General features: G+C 65.2%; 16 protein-coding genes. 14 read left to right on the top strand and 2 right to left on the bottom strand.

Going from position 1 to position 16,368, the window contains the following annotated elements; genetic code table 11:
- Positions 1-107: 107 nt before the first annotated feature.
- The 6 genes from MHEC_RS17365 (at position 108) to MHEC_RS17340 (ending at position 5,503) form a co-directional block, all read left to right on the top strand.
- Positions 108-848 carry a TetR/AcrR family transcriptional regulator gene (locus MHEC_RS17365; RefSeq protein WP_048890901.1) on the top strand — a complete coding sequence of 247 codons (741 nt, stop codon included), beginning with the start codon at positions 108-110 and terminating at the stop codon, positions 846-848.
- A gap of 128 nt (positions 849-976) precedes the next feature.
- Entirely contained in the window at positions 977-2,521 is a 1,545-nt protein-coding gene (locus MHEC_RS17360; protein ID WP_048890852.1) for a flavin-containing monooxygenase, read from the top strand.
- Between the two features lie 119 nt (positions 2,522-2,640).
- Complete coding sequence (nrdF, locus tag MHEC_RS17355; RefSeq protein ID WP_099869391.1) at positions 2,641-3,615, top strand: class 1b ribonucleoside-diphosphate reductase subunit beta; 975 nt, start codon at positions 2,641-2,643, stop codon at positions 3,613-3,615.
- A gap of 114 nt (positions 3,616-3,729) precedes the next feature.
- Positions 3,730-4,095, top strand: a complete 366-nt coding sequence (locus MHEC_RS17350) for a DUF3349 domain-containing protein (protein ID WP_048890851.1) — start codon at positions 3,730-3,732, stop codon at positions 4,093-4,095.
- A 149-nt stretch (positions 4,096-4,244) separates the two neighbouring features.
- Positions 4,245-4,424: a hypothetical protein gene (locus tag MHEC_RS17345; protein WP_142358680.1), complete on the top strand. Its 180-nt coding sequence runs from the start codon at positions 4,245-4,247 to the stop codon at positions 4,422-4,424.
- Between the two features lie 311 nt (positions 4,425-4,735).
- Entirely contained in the window at positions 4,736-5,503 is a 768-nt protein-coding gene (locus MHEC_RS17340) for a hypothetical protein (protein WP_048890849.1), read from the top strand.
- Positions 5,504-5,557: 54 nt separating this feature from the next.
- Here MHEC_RS17340 and MHEC_RS17335 read toward each other — a convergent pair whose 3' ends face one another.
- The gene (locus MHEC_RS17335) at positions 5,558-6,598 is read right to left on the bottom strand and encodes an NAD(P)-dependent alcohol dehydrogenase (RefSeq protein ID WP_048890848.1); all 1,041 of its coding nucleotides are present in this window, start codon (positions 6,596-6,598) and stop codon (positions 5,558-5,560) included.
- A gap of 118 nt (positions 6,599-6,716) precedes the next feature.
- On the bottom strand, positions 6,717-7,826 hold the full coding sequence (locus MHEC_RS17330; protein ID WP_048890847.1) for an ABC transporter substrate-binding protein: 1,110 nt from the start codon (positions 7,824-7,826) through the stop codon (positions 6,717-6,719).
- Between the two features lie 155 nt (positions 7,827-7,981).
- On the opposite strand from MHEC_RS17330, the gene ctaD reads away from it, so the two are divergent.
- The 8 genes from ctaD (at position 7,982) to MHEC_RS17290 (ending at position 16,362) form a co-directional block, all read left to right on the top strand.
- On the top strand, positions 7,982-9,727 hold the full coding sequence (ctaD, locus tag MHEC_RS17325; protein WP_048890846.1) for an aa3-type cytochrome oxidase subunit I: 1,746 nt from the start codon (positions 7,982-7,984) through the stop codon (positions 9,725-9,727).
- A 25-nt stretch (positions 9,728-9,752) separates the two neighbouring features.
- Entirely contained in the window at positions 9,753-10,988 is a 1,236-nt protein-coding gene (gene serB / locus MHEC_RS17320; RefSeq protein ID WP_048890845.1) for a phosphoserine phosphatase SerB, read from the top strand.
- A gap of 51 nt (positions 10,989-11,039) precedes the next feature.
- Positions 11,040-11,882: an ABC transporter ATP-binding protein gene (locus MHEC_RS17315; protein ID WP_048890844.1), complete on the top strand. Its 843-nt coding sequence runs from the start codon at positions 11,040-11,042 to the stop codon at positions 11,880-11,882.
- Positions 11,879-12,694, top strand: coding sequence for an NUDIX hydrolase (locus MHEC_RS17310; protein WP_048890843.1), 816 nt, complete (start codon positions 11,879-11,881; stop codon positions 12,692-12,694). The genes MHEC_RS17315 and MHEC_RS17310 overlap by 4 nt, the downstream gene beginning before the upstream one ends.
- A complete protein-coding gene (locus MHEC_RS17305; protein WP_048890842.1) occupies positions 12,685-13,431 on the top strand; it encodes an enoyl-CoA hydratase in 747 nt (248 codons plus the stop codon). Before MHEC_RS17310 ends, MHEC_RS17305 begins: the two co-directional genes overlap by 10 nt.
- 11 nt (positions 13,432-13,442) lie before the next feature.
- Complete coding sequence (locus MHEC_RS17300) at positions 13,443-14,426, top strand: class I SAM-dependent methyltransferase (protein WP_048890841.1); 984 nt, start codon at positions 13,443-13,445, stop codon at positions 14,424-14,426.
- A complete protein-coding gene (locus tag MHEC_RS17295) occupies positions 14,360-15,601 on the top strand; it encodes a class I SAM-dependent methyltransferase (RefSeq protein ID WP_048890840.1) in 1,242 nt (413 codons plus the stop codon). Before MHEC_RS17300 ends, MHEC_RS17295 begins: the two co-directional genes overlap by 67 nt.
- A gap of 77 nt (positions 15,602-15,678) precedes the next feature.
- Positions 15,679-16,362, top strand: a complete 684-nt coding sequence (locus tag MHEC_RS17290) for an esterase (protein ID WP_048890839.1) — start codon at positions 15,679-15,681, stop codon at positions 16,360-16,362.
- The last annotated feature ends 6 nt before the right edge of the window (positions 16,363-16,368 follow it).

Below are 16,368 nucleotides of genomic sequence, written 5' to 3'. Positions count from 1 at the left end.
GCGCCACGGGCTAATTTCTCGCCCTGACTGCACGCTCGGCGCACATCAACGGCGCGTAAATGCCGGTCTGCCCAGGTCAGCGACTGCGACACGGTAAAGTGCGTGACGTGGTGAGAATCCCCCGACCCCACCCCGGCACCAAGCCGGGCGTGAAGGTCGACGCGCGCAGCGAACGCTGGCGCGAACACCGCAAGAAAGTGCGCGGCGAGATCGTCGAAGCGGCCTTTCGGGCCATCGACCGGTTAGGGCCCGACGTGAGCGTCCGCGAGATCGCCGCGGAAGCCGGCACCGCCAAGCCCAAAATCTACCGGCACTTCACCGACAAGTCCGATCTCTTCCAGGCGATCGGCGAGCGCCTTCGCGACATGTTGTGGGCGGCGATTTTCCCGTCGATCGACTTCTCCACCAACTCTGCGCGCGAGGTGATCCGGCGCAGCGTCGAAGAGTACGTCAACCTCGTCGACCAGCATCCCAATGTGTTGCGGTTTTTCATCCAGGGCCGCTTCCCGGAACAGTCCGAGGCGACCATACGCACCCTCAACGAAGGCCGCGAGATCACGTTGGCGATGGCCGAGATGTTCAACAACGAGCTGCGGGAAATGCAGCTCGACCGTGCCGCGATCGAGCTTGCTGCGTTTGCCGCGTTCGGGTCGGCGGAGTCGGCGACCGACTGGTGGCTGGGCCCCAGCCCGGACAGCCCGCGCCGGATGCCTCGCGAGGAGTTCGTCACCCATCTGACGACCATCATGATGGGAGTGATCAACGGCACGGCCGAGGTGCTGGGCATTCAGTACGACCCTGACCTGCCGCTGCACAACGCGGTGCCACGCAGCTCCGCGGCCAGCTAACCGGCGACGTTGACATCGCCGCGGCGATCGACAACACTTATCCGATACCCTTGGTACTGGATACTTGTGCCGCGGGGGCGCCGACGTGCCGGCGGCCAGCGAATCCCGAACAGAAAGACCGATGCGCGATGACTGTTGCCGAGCCGATGCCACAGCCCGCCACGCAGGCGCCGCCGGTGCACACCCGCGCGCTCATCATCGGTACCGGGTTCTCCGGCCTCGGTATGGCCATCGCGCTGCAGAAGCAGGGTGTGGACTTCCTCATCCTGGAGAAAGCTGACGATATCGGCGGCACCTGGCGTGACAACAGCTATCCCGGCTGTGCCTGCGACATTCCGTCGCACTTGTACTCGTTCTCCTTCGAACCAAAGCGTGACTGGAAGCACCTGTTCTCCTACCAGGACGAGATCTGGGACTACCTCAAAGGCGTCACCGACAAATACGGGCTGCGCCGCTACATCGTGTTCAACTCTCTCGCCAACCGCGGGTACTGGGACGAGCAGGAGTACCGCTGGCACGTGTTCACCGACGACGGCCGCGAGTACATCGCGCAGTTCCTGATTTCGGGTGCGGGCGCGCTGCACATCCCATCCATTCCCGACATCGACGGACGTGAGGAATTCGTGGCAGCCGGAGGCGCCGCTTTTCATTCCGCGGAGTGGAATCACGACGTGGACCTCACCGGTAAGCGGGTCGCGGTGATCGGCACGGGCGCCAGCGCCATCCAGATCGTGCCGGAGATCATTGACCGGGTCGGGCAATTGCAGCTCTACCAACGCACCCCGCCCTGGGTGGTGCCGCGCACCAACGAGGAACTGCCGGTGTGGTTACGGCGCGCGTTGACAACCGTTCCCGGTCTGGCGTGGGCGCTGCGGATGACCATCTACTGGGGCCAGGAGGCCTTGGCCTACGGCATGACCAAGCGGCCGAACACCCTCAAAATTATTGAGGCGCTTGCCAAGTGGAACATCCGTCGCGCGGTCAAAGACCGCGAGCTGCGCCGCAAGCTGACCCCGAACTACCGAATCGGCTGCAAGCGGATTTTGAACTCGTCGACCTACTATCCGGCCGTGGCCAACCCGAAAACCGAACTGGTCACCGACCATATCGCGCGGATAACGCCCGGCGGGATCGTCACCACCGACGGCACCCACCGCCCGGTCGACGTGATCGTGTTCGCTACCGGCTTTCACGTCACCGATTCCTACACGTACGTCCAGTTCAAAGGGCTCCAGGGCGAGGACCTGGTCGACCGTTGGAATCGAGAAGGTCTGGCGGCCCACCGCGGAATCACCGTCGCCGACGTGCCCAACCTGTTCTTCCTGCTGGGCCCCAACACTGGATTGGGCCACAATTCGGTGGTGTTCATGATCGAGTCGCAGATCCACTACGTCGCCGAGGCGATCGCGACGTGCGACCGGCTCGGCGCGCAGGCGCTGGCTCCCACCCGCGCCGCACAGGACCGGTTCAACGCTGAACTGCAGCGCAAGCTGGGCCACTCGGTATGGAACACCGGCGGGTGCAGCAGCTGGTACCTCGATGAGCACGGCAACAACCGGGTGCTCTGGGGCGGCTACACCTGGCAGTACTGGATGGGCACCCGCTCGCTCAAGCCCGCCGAGTACCAATTCTTCGGGGCGGGCCAGGCCGTATCGGCCGACCGCGGGCGCTGACGGCACGCCCAAGACACGCCCAGACACAAGGTGTTGTGCTGCGGCGAGTTGTCACCCACCAGGGGTAGTGTTTGACGTTAGGGGACAGCGGAAAAACGTCCTGGTGAAATGGGGTGCTGGTGACCGAGAACGTGAAGCTGATCGACCGGATATCGGCGATCAACTGGAACCGGCTGCAAGACGAAAAGGACGCCGAGGTCTGGGATCGGCTGACCGGAAATTTCTGGCTGCCCGAGAAAGTCCCGGTGTCCAACGACATTCCATCCTGGAACACGCTCACTGCCGGCGAGAAGCAGCTGACCATGCGGGTCTTCACCGGGCTGACGCTGCTCGACACCATCCAGGGCACGGTCGGGGCGGTCAGCCTGATTCCGGACGCGCTGACTCCGCATGAGGAAGCCGTCTACACCAACATCGCGTTCATGGAGTCGGTGCACGCGCGCAGCTACAGCAACATCTTCTCGACGCTGTGCTCGACCGCCGAGATCGATGACGCCTTCCGCTGGTCGGAGGAGAATCCCAACCTGCAGCGCAAGGCCGCGATCGTGATGCAGTACTACCGCGGTGACGAGCCGCTCAAGCGCAAAGTCGCCTCAACACTGCTGGAGAGCTTCCTGTTCTACTCGGGGTTCTACCTGCCGATGTACTGGTCGAGCCGGGCCAAGCTGACCAACACCGCCGACATGATTCGGCTGATCATCCGCGACGAGGCGGTGCACGGCTACTACATCGGCTACAAGTACCAGCGCGGGCTGGCGCTGGTCGATGAGGCCAAGCGCCAAGAGCTCAAGGACTACACCTACGAGTTGCTGTTCGACCTCTACGACAACGAAGTGGAGTACACCCAGGATCTCTACGACGAGGTAGGGCTGACCGAGGACGTGAAGAAGTTCCTGCGCTACAACGCCAACAAGGCGTTGATGAACCTCGGTTACGAGGCGCTGTTCCCGCGCGACGAGACCGACGTCAACCCCGCGATCCTTTCGGCGTTGTCGCCCAACGCCGATGAGAACCACGACTTCTTCTCGGGGTCGGGGTCGAGCTACGTGATCGGCAAGGCCGTCGTCACCGAAGATGAAGACTGGGACTTCTAAGCGTAAGCGATCCAGTCGGAAACGTGCCGTTATGGCTGTGAAGGACGTGTGAACTGCGTCAATTACACAGCGGCACAGTGGCGCTGGTGCGGCCGCTGCCGGAACACTGGTGGTATGGCAAGCGAGTCGTTTCTCAATTCGGTGTTGGAGTGGCTACGGGCCGGCTACCCCGACGGCGTTCCCGGCCCTGATCGCGTGCCGCTGTTGACGTTGTTGCGCAGCACCGACCTGACCGACGACCAGGTTCGCGGCCTGATACAGAAAATCACCACGCCCGGATCGGCGGCGCTTGCCGACGGCACCGGCGAGGCCGACGTGGTCGCGGAATTCGTCGCCGACATGACCCACTACGATGCGGGCCCGGAGAACATCAGGCGCGTCGCCGGCACGCTCGCTGCCGCAGGCTGGCCGCTGCAGGGTATCGACCCCCGCCGTCTCACGGCCGACGACGACGTGGCGGGCCGGGCCGCGGCCGGCTGAGCGGGCAAGCCACCGGCCCGGTCGCCACCCGGCCCGCTGGCGGTGGTGAACGATTGCCGGCGGGTCCGTGTCGGTGCCTGTTACCGGCGATGGCGGCGGTTGGCCATCACAGAGGAGCAGCTGCCGTTGGCGGGGTACCGGTTACGACCATGAAACAGCCCGACGATAGCAGCAGTACAGCCGTCAGCGTTGCAGCCAATGCGACAGCTTTCAGCGCGTTCACAATGCTCGTCATCGGCTTGCCTTCCTTGCTAGTAGTTGTGCATGTGCGTAATAGGGATGCTAGCGCCGTCACCTTTGCGGTGACACTGTTTTTGACATTTGTCTGATTGGAAACGCGGTGCGGTTTCGACACTCCAGCGACCCCCCGGAAGGGCCTCATCCTGGGTCTTGGCCGGAGGCCGACGACACCGAATCTTCGTGCGTTCCCGGTTCGGCAAGGCATAGGTTGCTCTCATGCTTGGCGGACGACGAAGACTCGCCGCGGAGTGCGGGCCGACCTTCACCGGCCGCCGACGTGAGCGCCGTTGGTTGACCTGCTCGTGCGCCGGGTTGGGGCGACGTGCTCCGTAGGTTGTGTCGTCGGCAACTGCCGGACCTCGGGCGAGCGCGCGAGGCCCACGACACGGCGCGCAGATTTATGCAGGAGCGGCATATACACGTTACTGTCGACGTCTCGTGGCATCTGGTCTGGATTTTCGCCTTATTAGAGGGAATCACGGTTCCGTTAGTGCCGCTATTTTCTAAGAATGGGTCGAGCATCGCTTCGACCGGCCACGCTGCGAACGCCGCTTCGTGGTCCGCGTCATTTGCCAAAAACGCTACCCTTGTCGGGATCTACGGGATCGCTATAGGCTTCATCGGGACGGTCGTGATTTGTTTAGTCCTGAATTATATTGCTTTTCGCATAATAAAAGTTGACGTCAACAACGCAGCCATTATGCGGATGCTTCAGCCATTCACCGCAGGGGTGTGGGGAGGCTTATTGCTGGCAGTTATTTTTTTAATACAATTTTGCATTGGTTACTTGCTGGTGCTTTCGCGGGCAGAATACCTCGTGATTTGCGGTTTCGTTTCTGTCGCAGGCGCTTTTATCGTCACAGGCGCAACTTATTTGCTGACAATTAAAGCGGTATCCCGTTTAGGCATCCAATTGGTCACGACCACGCAACGACTATTGTTAGTCAAGTTCCCTCTCTTCTCGTTTGCTATTTTGGCAGGACTCTATGAAGGGTTGGCGGCGCTAATTCTGCAGCGATGGGAATTAGTGCACCAATATCAGGTGTTGATTGCACTGGTCACCGGATCTGCGGGTGGCGCATTTGGTAGCTTGATGGTTGTTACGCTAGCTCACTTGGGTGTGGTCAAAAAGCACCTATGGCTGGAGTTTTCCGTAATGGCACAATAAAGCAACCGGTGGGGGCTTTGATCCACCCGACGGGGTGGGCCCGCACGGGGCAAATTACAGCGTTGAGGTGTCGATGACGAAGCGGTAGCGCACATCGCTAGCGAGTACGCGCTCGTAGGCGTCGTTGACGTAGTCGGCATCGATGACCTCGATTTCGGGCCGCACACCGTGCTCGGCGCAGAAGTTCAGCATCTCCTGCGTTTCCTCGATGCCGCCGATGTTCGACCCGGCGATGCTGCGGCGCATCAGCACCAGAGCAAAGGCCGGTACGGGCATCGGGTGCTCGGGGATGCCCAATTCGACCAGGGTGCCATCGACGTCAAGCAGATTCAGGTACGGGCCGAGATCTAGGTTCGCCGAAACCGTGTTCAGGATCAGGTCGAAGCTACCGCGCAGCTTGCGGAAGGTGTCGCGATCCGAGGTCGCGTAGTAGTGGCCGGCGCCCAAGCGCAGCCCGTCCTCCATCTTCTTCAGCGACTGCGACAGCACCGTCACGTCGGCGCCCATCGCCTTGCCCAGCTTGACGCCCATGTGGCCAAGCCCGCCCAAGCCGATCACCGCAATCCGCTTGCCGGGCCGGGCATTCCAGTGTCGCAGCGGCGAGTACAGCGTGATGCCCGCGCACATCAGCGGTGCGGCCGCATCCAGCGGCAGCGCGTCGGGGATGCGCAAGACATAGTTCTCGTCGACGACGATCGCCTGGCTGTATCCGCCGTAGGTCGGCTGGCCGTCTCGGCCGACGCCGTTGTAGGTCGTTGTCATCCCCGCCTTGCAATACTGCTCCACGCCGGCAAGGCAGCTGCTGCACTCGCGGCAGGAGTCCACAAAGCAACCCACGCCGACGCGGTCGCCGACCTTGTACTTGGTGACATCAGAACCGATGGCGCTCACCACGCCGGCGATTTCATGACCCGGGACGACGGGGTAATTCGGTTGGCCCCATTCGGCTTTGGCGGTGTGGATATCTGAGTGGCAGATGCCGCAGAACTTGATGTCGATCACCGCGTCGTGGGGACCCGGGTCGCGGCGAGTGATGGTGGTTTTCGTCAGCGGTTCGCTGGCCGACGTGGCCGCATACGCAGAAACTGTGCTCATGGCAAACCTCGTGGGTGTATTTAAAGCATCCGGATATTGGGGGAACACCACCAGATTAGCATAGGCACTCTATGTATTTGGGTTGGCGCGGCGAGCATGACGGGAGATAGCGTCGTCGTCAGTTGATCGGGGCGTTGACCCAGCGCAAGTCGTCGACGATGCCGCGGGCCGCGACCACGCCCTGCCCGGTCTGCCATACCTCGTTGTTGACCACGAACACCCGGTTGTCCCGGTTGGCGGACAGCTTGCGCCACGCGTTGCTGTCGAACACGGCCGGGGCGCGGTCTTTGGCGGCCGGCGACGTGAACGACACGTAGACGATGTCGGCGTCGGCCGCCGAAAAATCCGGTGTGCCCGCAAGATCGGTATCGCTGGCGCCGATTTCGACATATGGCTTATCGGTGAATCGCTGCGAGGCCGGCCGGTCGACGCCGACTGCGGTGAGCACGCTGGCCGGGAAGTTGTGGGCGCCGAAAACCCGCACCGTGTTGGTGGTCAGCTGGACGATCGACGCTTGGTAGTGGCTGGCATCATGTGCGGCGCCGGCTTGCGCGGCATCAGCGGTGAAATCGTTGACGATCTTATCCGCGGCGCCGGCGCGCGCCGTGGCGGCGCCCACGCGGCGCAGGTTATCTTCCCAGGCGGCCCCGGGCGCGCCAGTGAAGACGGTCGGCGCAATCGCCGCCAGGGCCGGGTACAAATGGGGCGTTAAGGCTATCGAGCCCAGGATCAGATCCGGTTTGGCCGCCGCGATGGCCGGCACGTCGGGAGCGCTGCGGGTGCCCACACCGGGCAACCGGTGTATGACCGTGCCCAGGTAGGAGGGCTGGCCCGACGAGTCGTCCGGTAACGCGGCGGCCACGATCCGAGACTGCAATCCCAGCGCGCACAAGGCGTCGAGCTGGTCACCGGAGAGCACCACGATACGTTGCGGTTCGGCGCGGACCTCGGCCGCAGCGGGGCTCACGCCGGCGGCGTTGGGTGCCGAGCGGGTCGGCGGACCCGGGTCCACCGGCGCCGGTTGCGGCGCGCACGATTCATCGGGACGACGCTGATTCCCCAGGACGCCGGCACCGGCGATGGTGGTGGTGCTGGTGATCACCGATCGGGTCGGCGACGGGCGCTGGCCGCCGAGCGGCGCGGGTTTGCAACCGGAGCACAGCGTCACGAAAATCGCTGTTGCCACCGCGGCCGGCAGAACGCCGGGTCGCACACGGCTGAACAGCACATGCACGACGGTAACATCCGGCCGCCGTGTGCCGGCCCGGTTGCGCGCGCTGTTACGACGTTATGTAGGACTAAGCTCTTTACCGAACGGATCGGACGCTAGGATTCCACAGAAGATCCAGAGGCATCTGCCTCTGAGGATGTTTGGAGGAGCTCGTGACAGCCGAAGCGCCCCCGCTGGGAGAACTCGAGGCCACTCGCCCGTTCCCGCCCCGCATGGGCCCCAAGGGCAACTTGGTCTACCGGCTAGTGGCGACCACCGATCACAAGATGATCGGGATCATGTATGTCGTCACCTGCTTCGCCTTCTTCTTCGTCGGCGGCATATTGGCGCTGTTGATGCGCGCCGAGCTGGCCGCGCCCGGTCTGCAGTTCCTGTCGAACGAACAGTACAACCAGCTGTTCACCATGCACGGCACGATCATGCTGCTGTTCTACGCGACCCCGATCGTGTTCGGGTTCGCCAACCTGGTACTGCCTCTTCAGATCGGTGCACCCGACGTCGCCTTCCCGCGGCTCAACGCCTTCTCCTACTGGCTGTTCCTGTTCGGCTCCTTAATCGCGATCGCCGGATTCATCACCCCCGGCGGCGCCGCCGACTTCGGTTGGACCGCCTACACGCCGTTGACCGACGCCATCCACTCGCCCGGGGCCGGCCCCGATCTGTGGATTATGGGCCTGATCGTCGCCGGTCTGGGCACCATCTTGGGCGCGGTCAACATGATCACCACCGTCGTGTGCATGCGCGCCCCGGGCATGACGATGTTCCGCATGCCGATCTTCACCTGGAATACCTTGGTGACGTCGATTTTGGTGCTGTTGGCATTCCCGCTGCTGACCGCGGCGTTGTTCGGGCTGGCCGCCGACCGGCACCTGGGCGCCCACATCTACGACCCGGCCAATGGCGGAGTTTTGTTGTGGCAGCACCTGTTCTGGTTCTTCGGCCACCCCGAGGTCTATATCGTCGCGCTGCCGTTCTTCGGCATCGTCACCGAGATTTTCCCGGTGTTCTCCCGCAAACCGATCTTCGGCTACACCACGCTGGTCTACGCGACGTTGGCCATTGCTGCGCTCTCGGTGGCGGTGTGGGCGCACCACATGTTCGCGACCGGCGCGGTGCTGCTGCCGTTTTTCTCGTTCATGACCTATCTGATCGCGGTGCCCACCGGGATCAAGTTCTTCAACTGGATCGGCACCATGTGGAAGGGACAGTTGACGTTTGAGACCCCGATGCTGTTTGCGATCGGCTTTGCGGTCACCTTCTTGCTGGGGGGTCTGACCGGTGTGCTGCTGGCCAGCCCGCCGCTGGACTTCCACGTCACAGACACCTATTTCGTCGTCGCCCACTTCCACTACGTGCTGTTCGGCACGATCGTGTTCTCCACGTTCGCCGGGGTGTACTTCTGGTTTCCGAAGATGACCGGACGTCTGCTCGACGAGCGGCTGGGCAAGCTGCATTTCTGGTTGACGCTGATCGGGTTTCATACCACGTTTTTGGTGCAGCACTGGCTCGGCGATCAGGGCATGCCGCGCCGCTACGCCGACTATCTGCCCAGCGATGGTTTCCAGCCGCTCAACGTCGTGTCCACGATCGGGGCGTTCATCCTGGGTGTGTCGATGCTTCCGTTCGTGTGGAACGTGTTCCGCAGCTGGCGCTATGGCGAACCAGTCACCGTCGACGACCCGTGGGGCTACGGCAACTCGCTGGAGTGGGCCACCACCTGCCCGCCGCCACGGCACAACTTCTACGAGCTGCCCCGGATCCGCTCGGAGCGCCCGGCCTTCGAGCTGCACTACCCGCACATGGTGGAGCGACTGCGTGCCGAAGCCCACATTGGCCGCGGTCATGGCCCGAAAACCGGTGATGTCACCAGAGCCGACGACGTGAGCGTTCGCACGTAATGCGTTGCAGCGGCGGCAATCTGGAGTGAACACACCGCCTAAGGTGTCGGTGCTGATCACCGTCACCGGTGTCGATAAGCCGGGTGTGACCTCCGCACTGTTCGAAGTGCTTTCCGGGCACAAGGTCGAGCTGCTCAACGTCGAACAGGTGGTGATCCGCGGCCGGTTGACGCTCGGCGTGCTGGTGTCTGCAGCGCTGGAAGAGGCCGAGGGCCACGCCCTGCGGGCAGAGCTCGAGGCGGCCATTCACGCCAAGGGTCTGGACGTCACCATCGAGCGCAGCGAGGGGCTGCCGGTCATCCGGGAACCGTCGACGCACACCATCGTCGTGCTCGGCCGACCGATCACCGCCGATGCGTTCGGTGCGGTGGCCCGCGCGGTGGCCGCACTCGGTGTCAACATCGACGTGATCCGGGGCGTCTCGGACTATCCGGTCACCGGCCTGGAGCTGCGTGTCTCGGTGCCACCGGGCGCCGGGGGCCAGCTGCAAGCCGCCCTGACACGGGTCGCCTCCGACCAGGGCATCGACATCGCGGTCGAGGACTACAGCCTGGAGCGCCGGGCAAAAAGACTCATCGTGTTCGACGTCGACTCGACCCTGATCCAGGGTGAGGTCATCGAGATGCTCGCCGCCCGGGCCGGCACCAAGGAGGCGGTCGCGGCGATCACCGAACGAGCGATGCGCGGCGAGCTTGACTTCGCCGCGTCGCTGCAACAGCGGGTCGCCGCGCTGACGGGCTTGCCCGCAGCAGTGCTCGACGAAGTCGCCGGCGAGTTGCAGCTGACGCCCGGCGCGCGGACGACGTTGCGCACGCTGCGCCGGCTGGGTTTTCACATCGGCGTGGTGTCAGGCGGGTTCAGGCAGATCATCGAGCCGCTTGCCCACGAGTTGATGCTCGACTTTGTGGCCGCCAATGAGCTGGAGGTCCTCGACGGCAAACTCACCGGCCGACTCGTCGGTCCGATCATTGATCGGGCCGGAAAAGCCAAGGCGCTACGCGACTTCGCGCACCAAGCGGGGGTGCCGCTGGAGCAGACGGTCGCGGTCGGCGACGGCGCCAACGACATCGACATGCTGGCCGCTGCGGGGCTGGGTGTGGCGTTTAATGCCAAACCAGCGTTGCGCGAGATCGCCGACGCGTCGCTGACCTATCCGTACCTGGACACCGTGCTGTTCATCCTCGGCGTCACGCGCGGAGAGATCGAGGCCGCCGACGCGGTCGACGGTGTGCTGCGACGCGTCGAGATCCCACCGGAATAAGCCGGGCGACCCGCCACCCGGTCGACCGTCGCGGTACGGCACCATTGTCGAGTGCCCGAAACCGCAAGCGACGCAGTCGACCCTGATCTGCTGATCGACTTCAGAAACGTTTCGCTGCGCCGTGATGGGCGAGTTCTGGTGGGTCCGGTGGACTGGACGGTCGAACTTGACGAGCGCTGGGTCATCGTCGGGCCCAACGGGGCCGGCAAGACCTCGCTGCTGCGGATCGCCGCCGCGGCCGAGCACCCGTCGTCGGGGGTGGCCTACGTGCTCGGCGAGCGGCTGGGGCGCGTCGACATGACCGAGCTGCGCTCCCGGGTGGGCTTGAGTTCGTCGGTGTTGGCGCAACGGGTGCCGGGCGACGAAGTGGTGCGCGACCTGGTGATGTCGGCCAGCTATGCGGTGCTGGGCCGGTGGCGTGAGCGTTATGACGACGTCGACTACACCCGGGCGATCGACATGCTGGAGAGCCTGGGCGCTGAGCACCTGGCCGACCGCACGTACGACACGCTCTCCGAGGGTGAGCGTAAACGAGTGCTGATCGCCCGCGCGCTGATGACCGATCCGGAACTGCTGCTGCTTGACGAGCCGGCGGCCGGACTGGACTTGGGGGGCCGAGAAGAACTGATGGCGCGGCTGACGGACCTGGCCGCCGACCCCGACGCGCCGGCCTTGGTGCTGGTGACCCACCACGTCGAGGAGATTCCGCTTGGCTTTAGCCACTGCATGCTGCTGGCGGAAGGCCAAGTCGTGGCCTCGGGCTTGTTGCCCGATGTGCTCACCGCCGAGAATCTGTCCGCGGCGTTCGGCCAGTCGATTGCGGTGGACGTCATCGACGGCCGCTACTTCGCCCGGCGAACCCGTGTCCGTGCCGCCCACCGGAGGCGCTCATGACCTCGTCGACTGGCGAGCCGTTTGTGCCGTTGACACCGCGCCCGGCCGCGACCGTGATGCTGGTTCGCGACACCGCCGATGGCCTTGCCGTGTTTTTGATGCGCCGCCATTCGGCGATGGAGTTCGCCGCCGGGGTGATGGTGTTTCCCGGCGGCGGCGTCGACGACCGCGACCGCAACGCCGACATCGCCTGGACGGGACCTCCGCCGAGTTGGTGGGCCCAGCGGTTTGGCATCCAGGCCGACTTGGCCGAGGCGCTGGTATGCGCCGCCGCCCGGGAGACGTTCGAAGAATCCGGGGTGCTGTTCGCGGGTCCCGCCGACGACCCGCACGGCATCGTCAGCGACGCCGCGCTGTATCGCGAATCGCGCCGCGCGCTGGCCGACCGGACGCTGTCGTTCGCCGACTTTCTGCGGCGGGAAAACCTGGTGTTGCGTGCCGATCTGCTGCGGCCGTGGGCTAACTGGGTGACCCCGGAAGCCGAGCGCACCCGCCGCTACGACACCTACTTCTTCGTCGCAGCGCTGCCCGAGGGTCAGCGCGCCGACGGGGAGAACACCGAATCCGATCAAGCCGGGTGGACCACGCCCGAGGCCGCTATCGAGGACTTCGCGGCCGGGCGCAGCTTCCTGCTGCCACCGACGTGGACCCAGCTCGACGCGCTGGCCGGTCACACCGTTGCCGAAGTCCTGGCGGTTGAACGCCGGATCGTCACGGTGCAAGCGGACCTGGCGAGGAAAGGCGACAACTGGGAAATCGAGTTCTTCGACTCCGACCGCTACAACCAGGCGCGGGGCCGACGGTGGCGGTAAAAGAGTTCGTCAGCATCTACCTCGGCGCCGACCAGCCGGGTGTGGCCACGCTGGTGTTGTCGCGGCCGCCCACCAACGCGGCGACCCGCCAGATGTACCGGGAGATCGCAGCGGCCGCCGCCGAACTGAGCCGCCGCGACGACGTCGCCGCCGTCATCCTGTTCGGCGGCCATGAGATCTTCTCCGCCGGCGACGACATGCCCGCGCTGCGGGCGTTGACCGCGGAGGAGGCAGAGACCTGGGCCCGGGTGCGTCACCAAGCTGTCGAGGCGGTGGCCGCCATCCCCAAGCCCACCGTGGCCGCTATCACCGGTTACGCGCTTGGCGCGGGGCTGACCCTGGCGCTGGCGGCCGACTGGCGGGTCAGCGGCGACAACGCCAAGTTCGGCGCCACCGAAATCCTGACCGGCCTTATTCCCGACGGCGCCGCGATCACGTGGCTGACCCGCACGCTGGGCCCCAGCCGAGCCAAAGACCTGGTGTACAGCGGGCGTTTCTTCGGCGCCGAAGAGGCGCTGAGGCTGGGCCTGATCGACGACATGGTGGCCCCCGACGAGGTGTACGACGCCGCCGCGACATGGGCCGGCCGCTTCGTGGAAGGCCCGGCACATGCCCTGGCCGCCGCGAAGGCCGGCATCGGCGACGTGTTCGACGCGAGCCGCGAGGAACGGCTGGCCGCCCAGAGGCGCCGCTACCTCGAGGTGTTCGCCCGTTCCGCCGGCCGAGACGGTGGCTAGGCTGACGTCTCATGACGAGGAGTTCAAAGGTCGCCGGTGAGCCATCGCCGCAGCCGCACGCCACGGCCGAGCAGGTGGAGGCGGCCCGCCACGACAGCAAGCTCGCCCAAGTGCTCTACCACGACTGGGAGGCGGAGAACTACGACGAGAAGTGGTCGATTTCCTACGACCAGCGCTGCGTCGACTACGCGCGTCACTGCTTCGACGCCGTAGTCCCCGACGAGGAGATCTATGCGCTGCCTTACGACCGGGCCCTTGAATTAGGCTGCGGCACAGGATTTTTCTTGCTTAACCTGATTCAGTCCGGGGTTGCGCGGCGCGGTTCGGTCACCGACCTGTCACCGGGTATGGTCAAGGTCGCCACCCGCAACGGGCGGTCACTGGGACTCGACATCGATGGTCGGGTCGCCGACGCTGAGGGCATTCCCTACGACGACGACACATTCGACTTGGTGGTCGGGCACGCTGTGCTGCACCACATTCCAGAGGTTGAGCTGTCGCTGCGCGAAACCATCCGCGTGCTGCGCCCGGGCGGGCGGTTCGTGTTCGCCGGCGAGCCGACCACCGTCGGCGACCGCTACGCGCGCACCCTTTCCACGCTGACCTGGCGGATCACCACCAATGTCACCAAGTTGCCGGGTCTGGGAAGCTGGCGGCGCCCGCAAGCCGAGCTCGATGAATCGTCACGCGCCGCGGCATTGGAAGCGCTCGTCGACCTGCACACCTTCACGCCGGGCAGGCTCGAGCGAATGGCCGCCAACGCCGGCGCAGTCGACGTGCGAAGCGCCACCGAAGAGTTCAGCGCGGCCATGCTGGGCTGGCCGTTGCGCACGATCGAGGCCGCGGTTCCGCCGGGGCGATTGGGCTGGGGCTGGGCCAAGTTCGCGTTCACCGGTTGGAAGACGCTGAGTTGGGTTGACGCCAACCTATGGCGGCGCGTGGTGCCGAAGGCCTGGTTCTACAACGTCATGCTCACCGGGGTAAAGCCGTCCTGAACGGCGGCTTCACGTTCAGCCGCGACGACGTCAGCTACCTGCGGTCGGAATCGGGCGCCGCGGCCCTGCGTGTGGTCGCCGGATTCGCGTTGACAGACGCCACCCGTGTCGCCGACGTCGCCGCGGTGCGGGCGCGCTTTGGTGAGCGCGCGCCAGCGCTGGTGGAGACGACGCTGCTGCGCCGGCGAGCCGCCGCCAAGCTGGCCGGGCTCGGCGACGTGTCGCACTGGCTGTTCACCGACGAGGCGCTGCAGCAAGCCAGCGCGGGCCCGGTGGCGCGACACCGGGCCGGCCGGCTGGCTGGTCGCGTGGTCCACGATGTGACGTGCTCGATCGGCACTGAGCTGGCCGCGCTGCGCGCGGTTGCCGGCCGGGTGGTGGGCAGTGACATCGACCCGGTGCGGCTGGAGATGGCTCAGCACAATCTGGCGGACACCGTCGACCTGTGCCGCGCCGACGCCCTGCACCCGGTGACCCGTGACACGGCAGTGGTGGCCGACCCGGGCCGGCGGCTCTGTGGCCGTCGGCGTTTGGACCCGCGCGACTACCAGCCCTCACTAGACCAGCTGCTTAACGTCTACCGTGGTCGGGATCTGGTCGTAAAGTGCGCTCCCGGAATCGATTTCGACAGCCTCAGGTTCGACGGCGAGGTTGAGGTGACGTCGTATGGCGGCCGTGTGCGCGAAGCGTGCCTGTGGTCGGCTGGGCTGGCCTGCCCAGGGGTACGCCGCCGGGCCAGCATGCTTGACCGCGGTGAACAGATCACCGACGCCGAACCGGACGACTGCCCGGTGCGGCCCGCGGGGCGATGGATCGTCGACCCCGACGGTGCCGTGGTGCGCGCGGGTCTGGTCCGCCACTACGGTGTGCGGCACGGGCTGTGGCAGCTTGACCCCGACATCGCCTACCTGTCCGGCGACCAGCTGCCGGCGGGGCAGCGCGGCTTCGAGGTTGTTGAGCAGCTGGCGTTCAGCGAGACACGGCTGCGGCAGGCGCTGACGGCCCTGGACTGTGGCCCGTTGGAGATCCTGGTACGCGGTGTCGGCGTGGATCCCGATGCGCTGCGGCGTCGGCTGCGGTTACGTGGTAGTTCGCCGTTGTCGGTGGTGGTGACCCGCATCGGCTCGGGGTCGGCGGGGGCTGCGACGGCGTTCGTGTGCCGTGCCTCGCGGTAGGCGGTCCAGTAGGCTGGGCAGCCAGTTGCATTTCTGGCGTTGTTGATGCCGTTCTATCTGCGGGGATAATTCGACGGATGCGTAATGTGAGCGCGGCCGTAGTGGTGGCCGCCGCCGCGCTGGCCACCGGGTGGGCCGGCACGGCTGGCGCGGTATCTCCCTGCGCCAGCCTGGGCGGAACCGTGGATGGTCAGATGTGCCAGGTGCAGGCCTCGAGCGCCACCTACACGGTGAACATGAGCTTTCCGGTCGATTACCCCGACGAACAGGCGATCACCGATTTCCTCACCCAGAACCGCGACGGGTTCGTCAATGTGGCGCAGACGTCGGCGTCACGCGACGTGCCTTACCAAATGGACGTCACCTCCGAGCAGTACCAGTCCGGTCAACCGCCGCGCACTCGCAGCGTGGTGCTCAAGGTGTTCGAGGACCTCGGCGGGCCGCGTCCGTCGACGTTCTACAAAGCGTTCAACTACGACCTCCCGAGACGCCAGGCGGTGACCTTCGACACCCTGTTTGCGCCCGGGACCAAGCCGCTGGATGCCATTTACCCGATCGTCCAGCGCGATTTGGGCCGCCAAACCGGGCTCGGCGGTGCGGTATTGCCCGGCACGGGTCGCGACGCATCGCACTACCAGAACTTCGCGATCACCGATGACGAGGTGATCTTCTACTTTGCGCCGGGGGAACTGCTGCCGCCCGTTGCCGGCGCCAGCCAAGTCCGGGTGGCGCGTAAGGATATCCCGCCGCTGACAGTCTAGGGTGCG

Source organism: Mycobacterium heckeshornense, assembly GCF_016592155.1.
GTDB classification, from domain to species: domain Bacteria; phylum Actinomycetota; class Actinomycetes; order Mycobacteriales; family Mycobacteriaceae; genus Mycobacterium; species Mycobacterium heckeshornense.
This window is presented reverse-complemented; position numbering and strand designations above follow the sequence as displayed.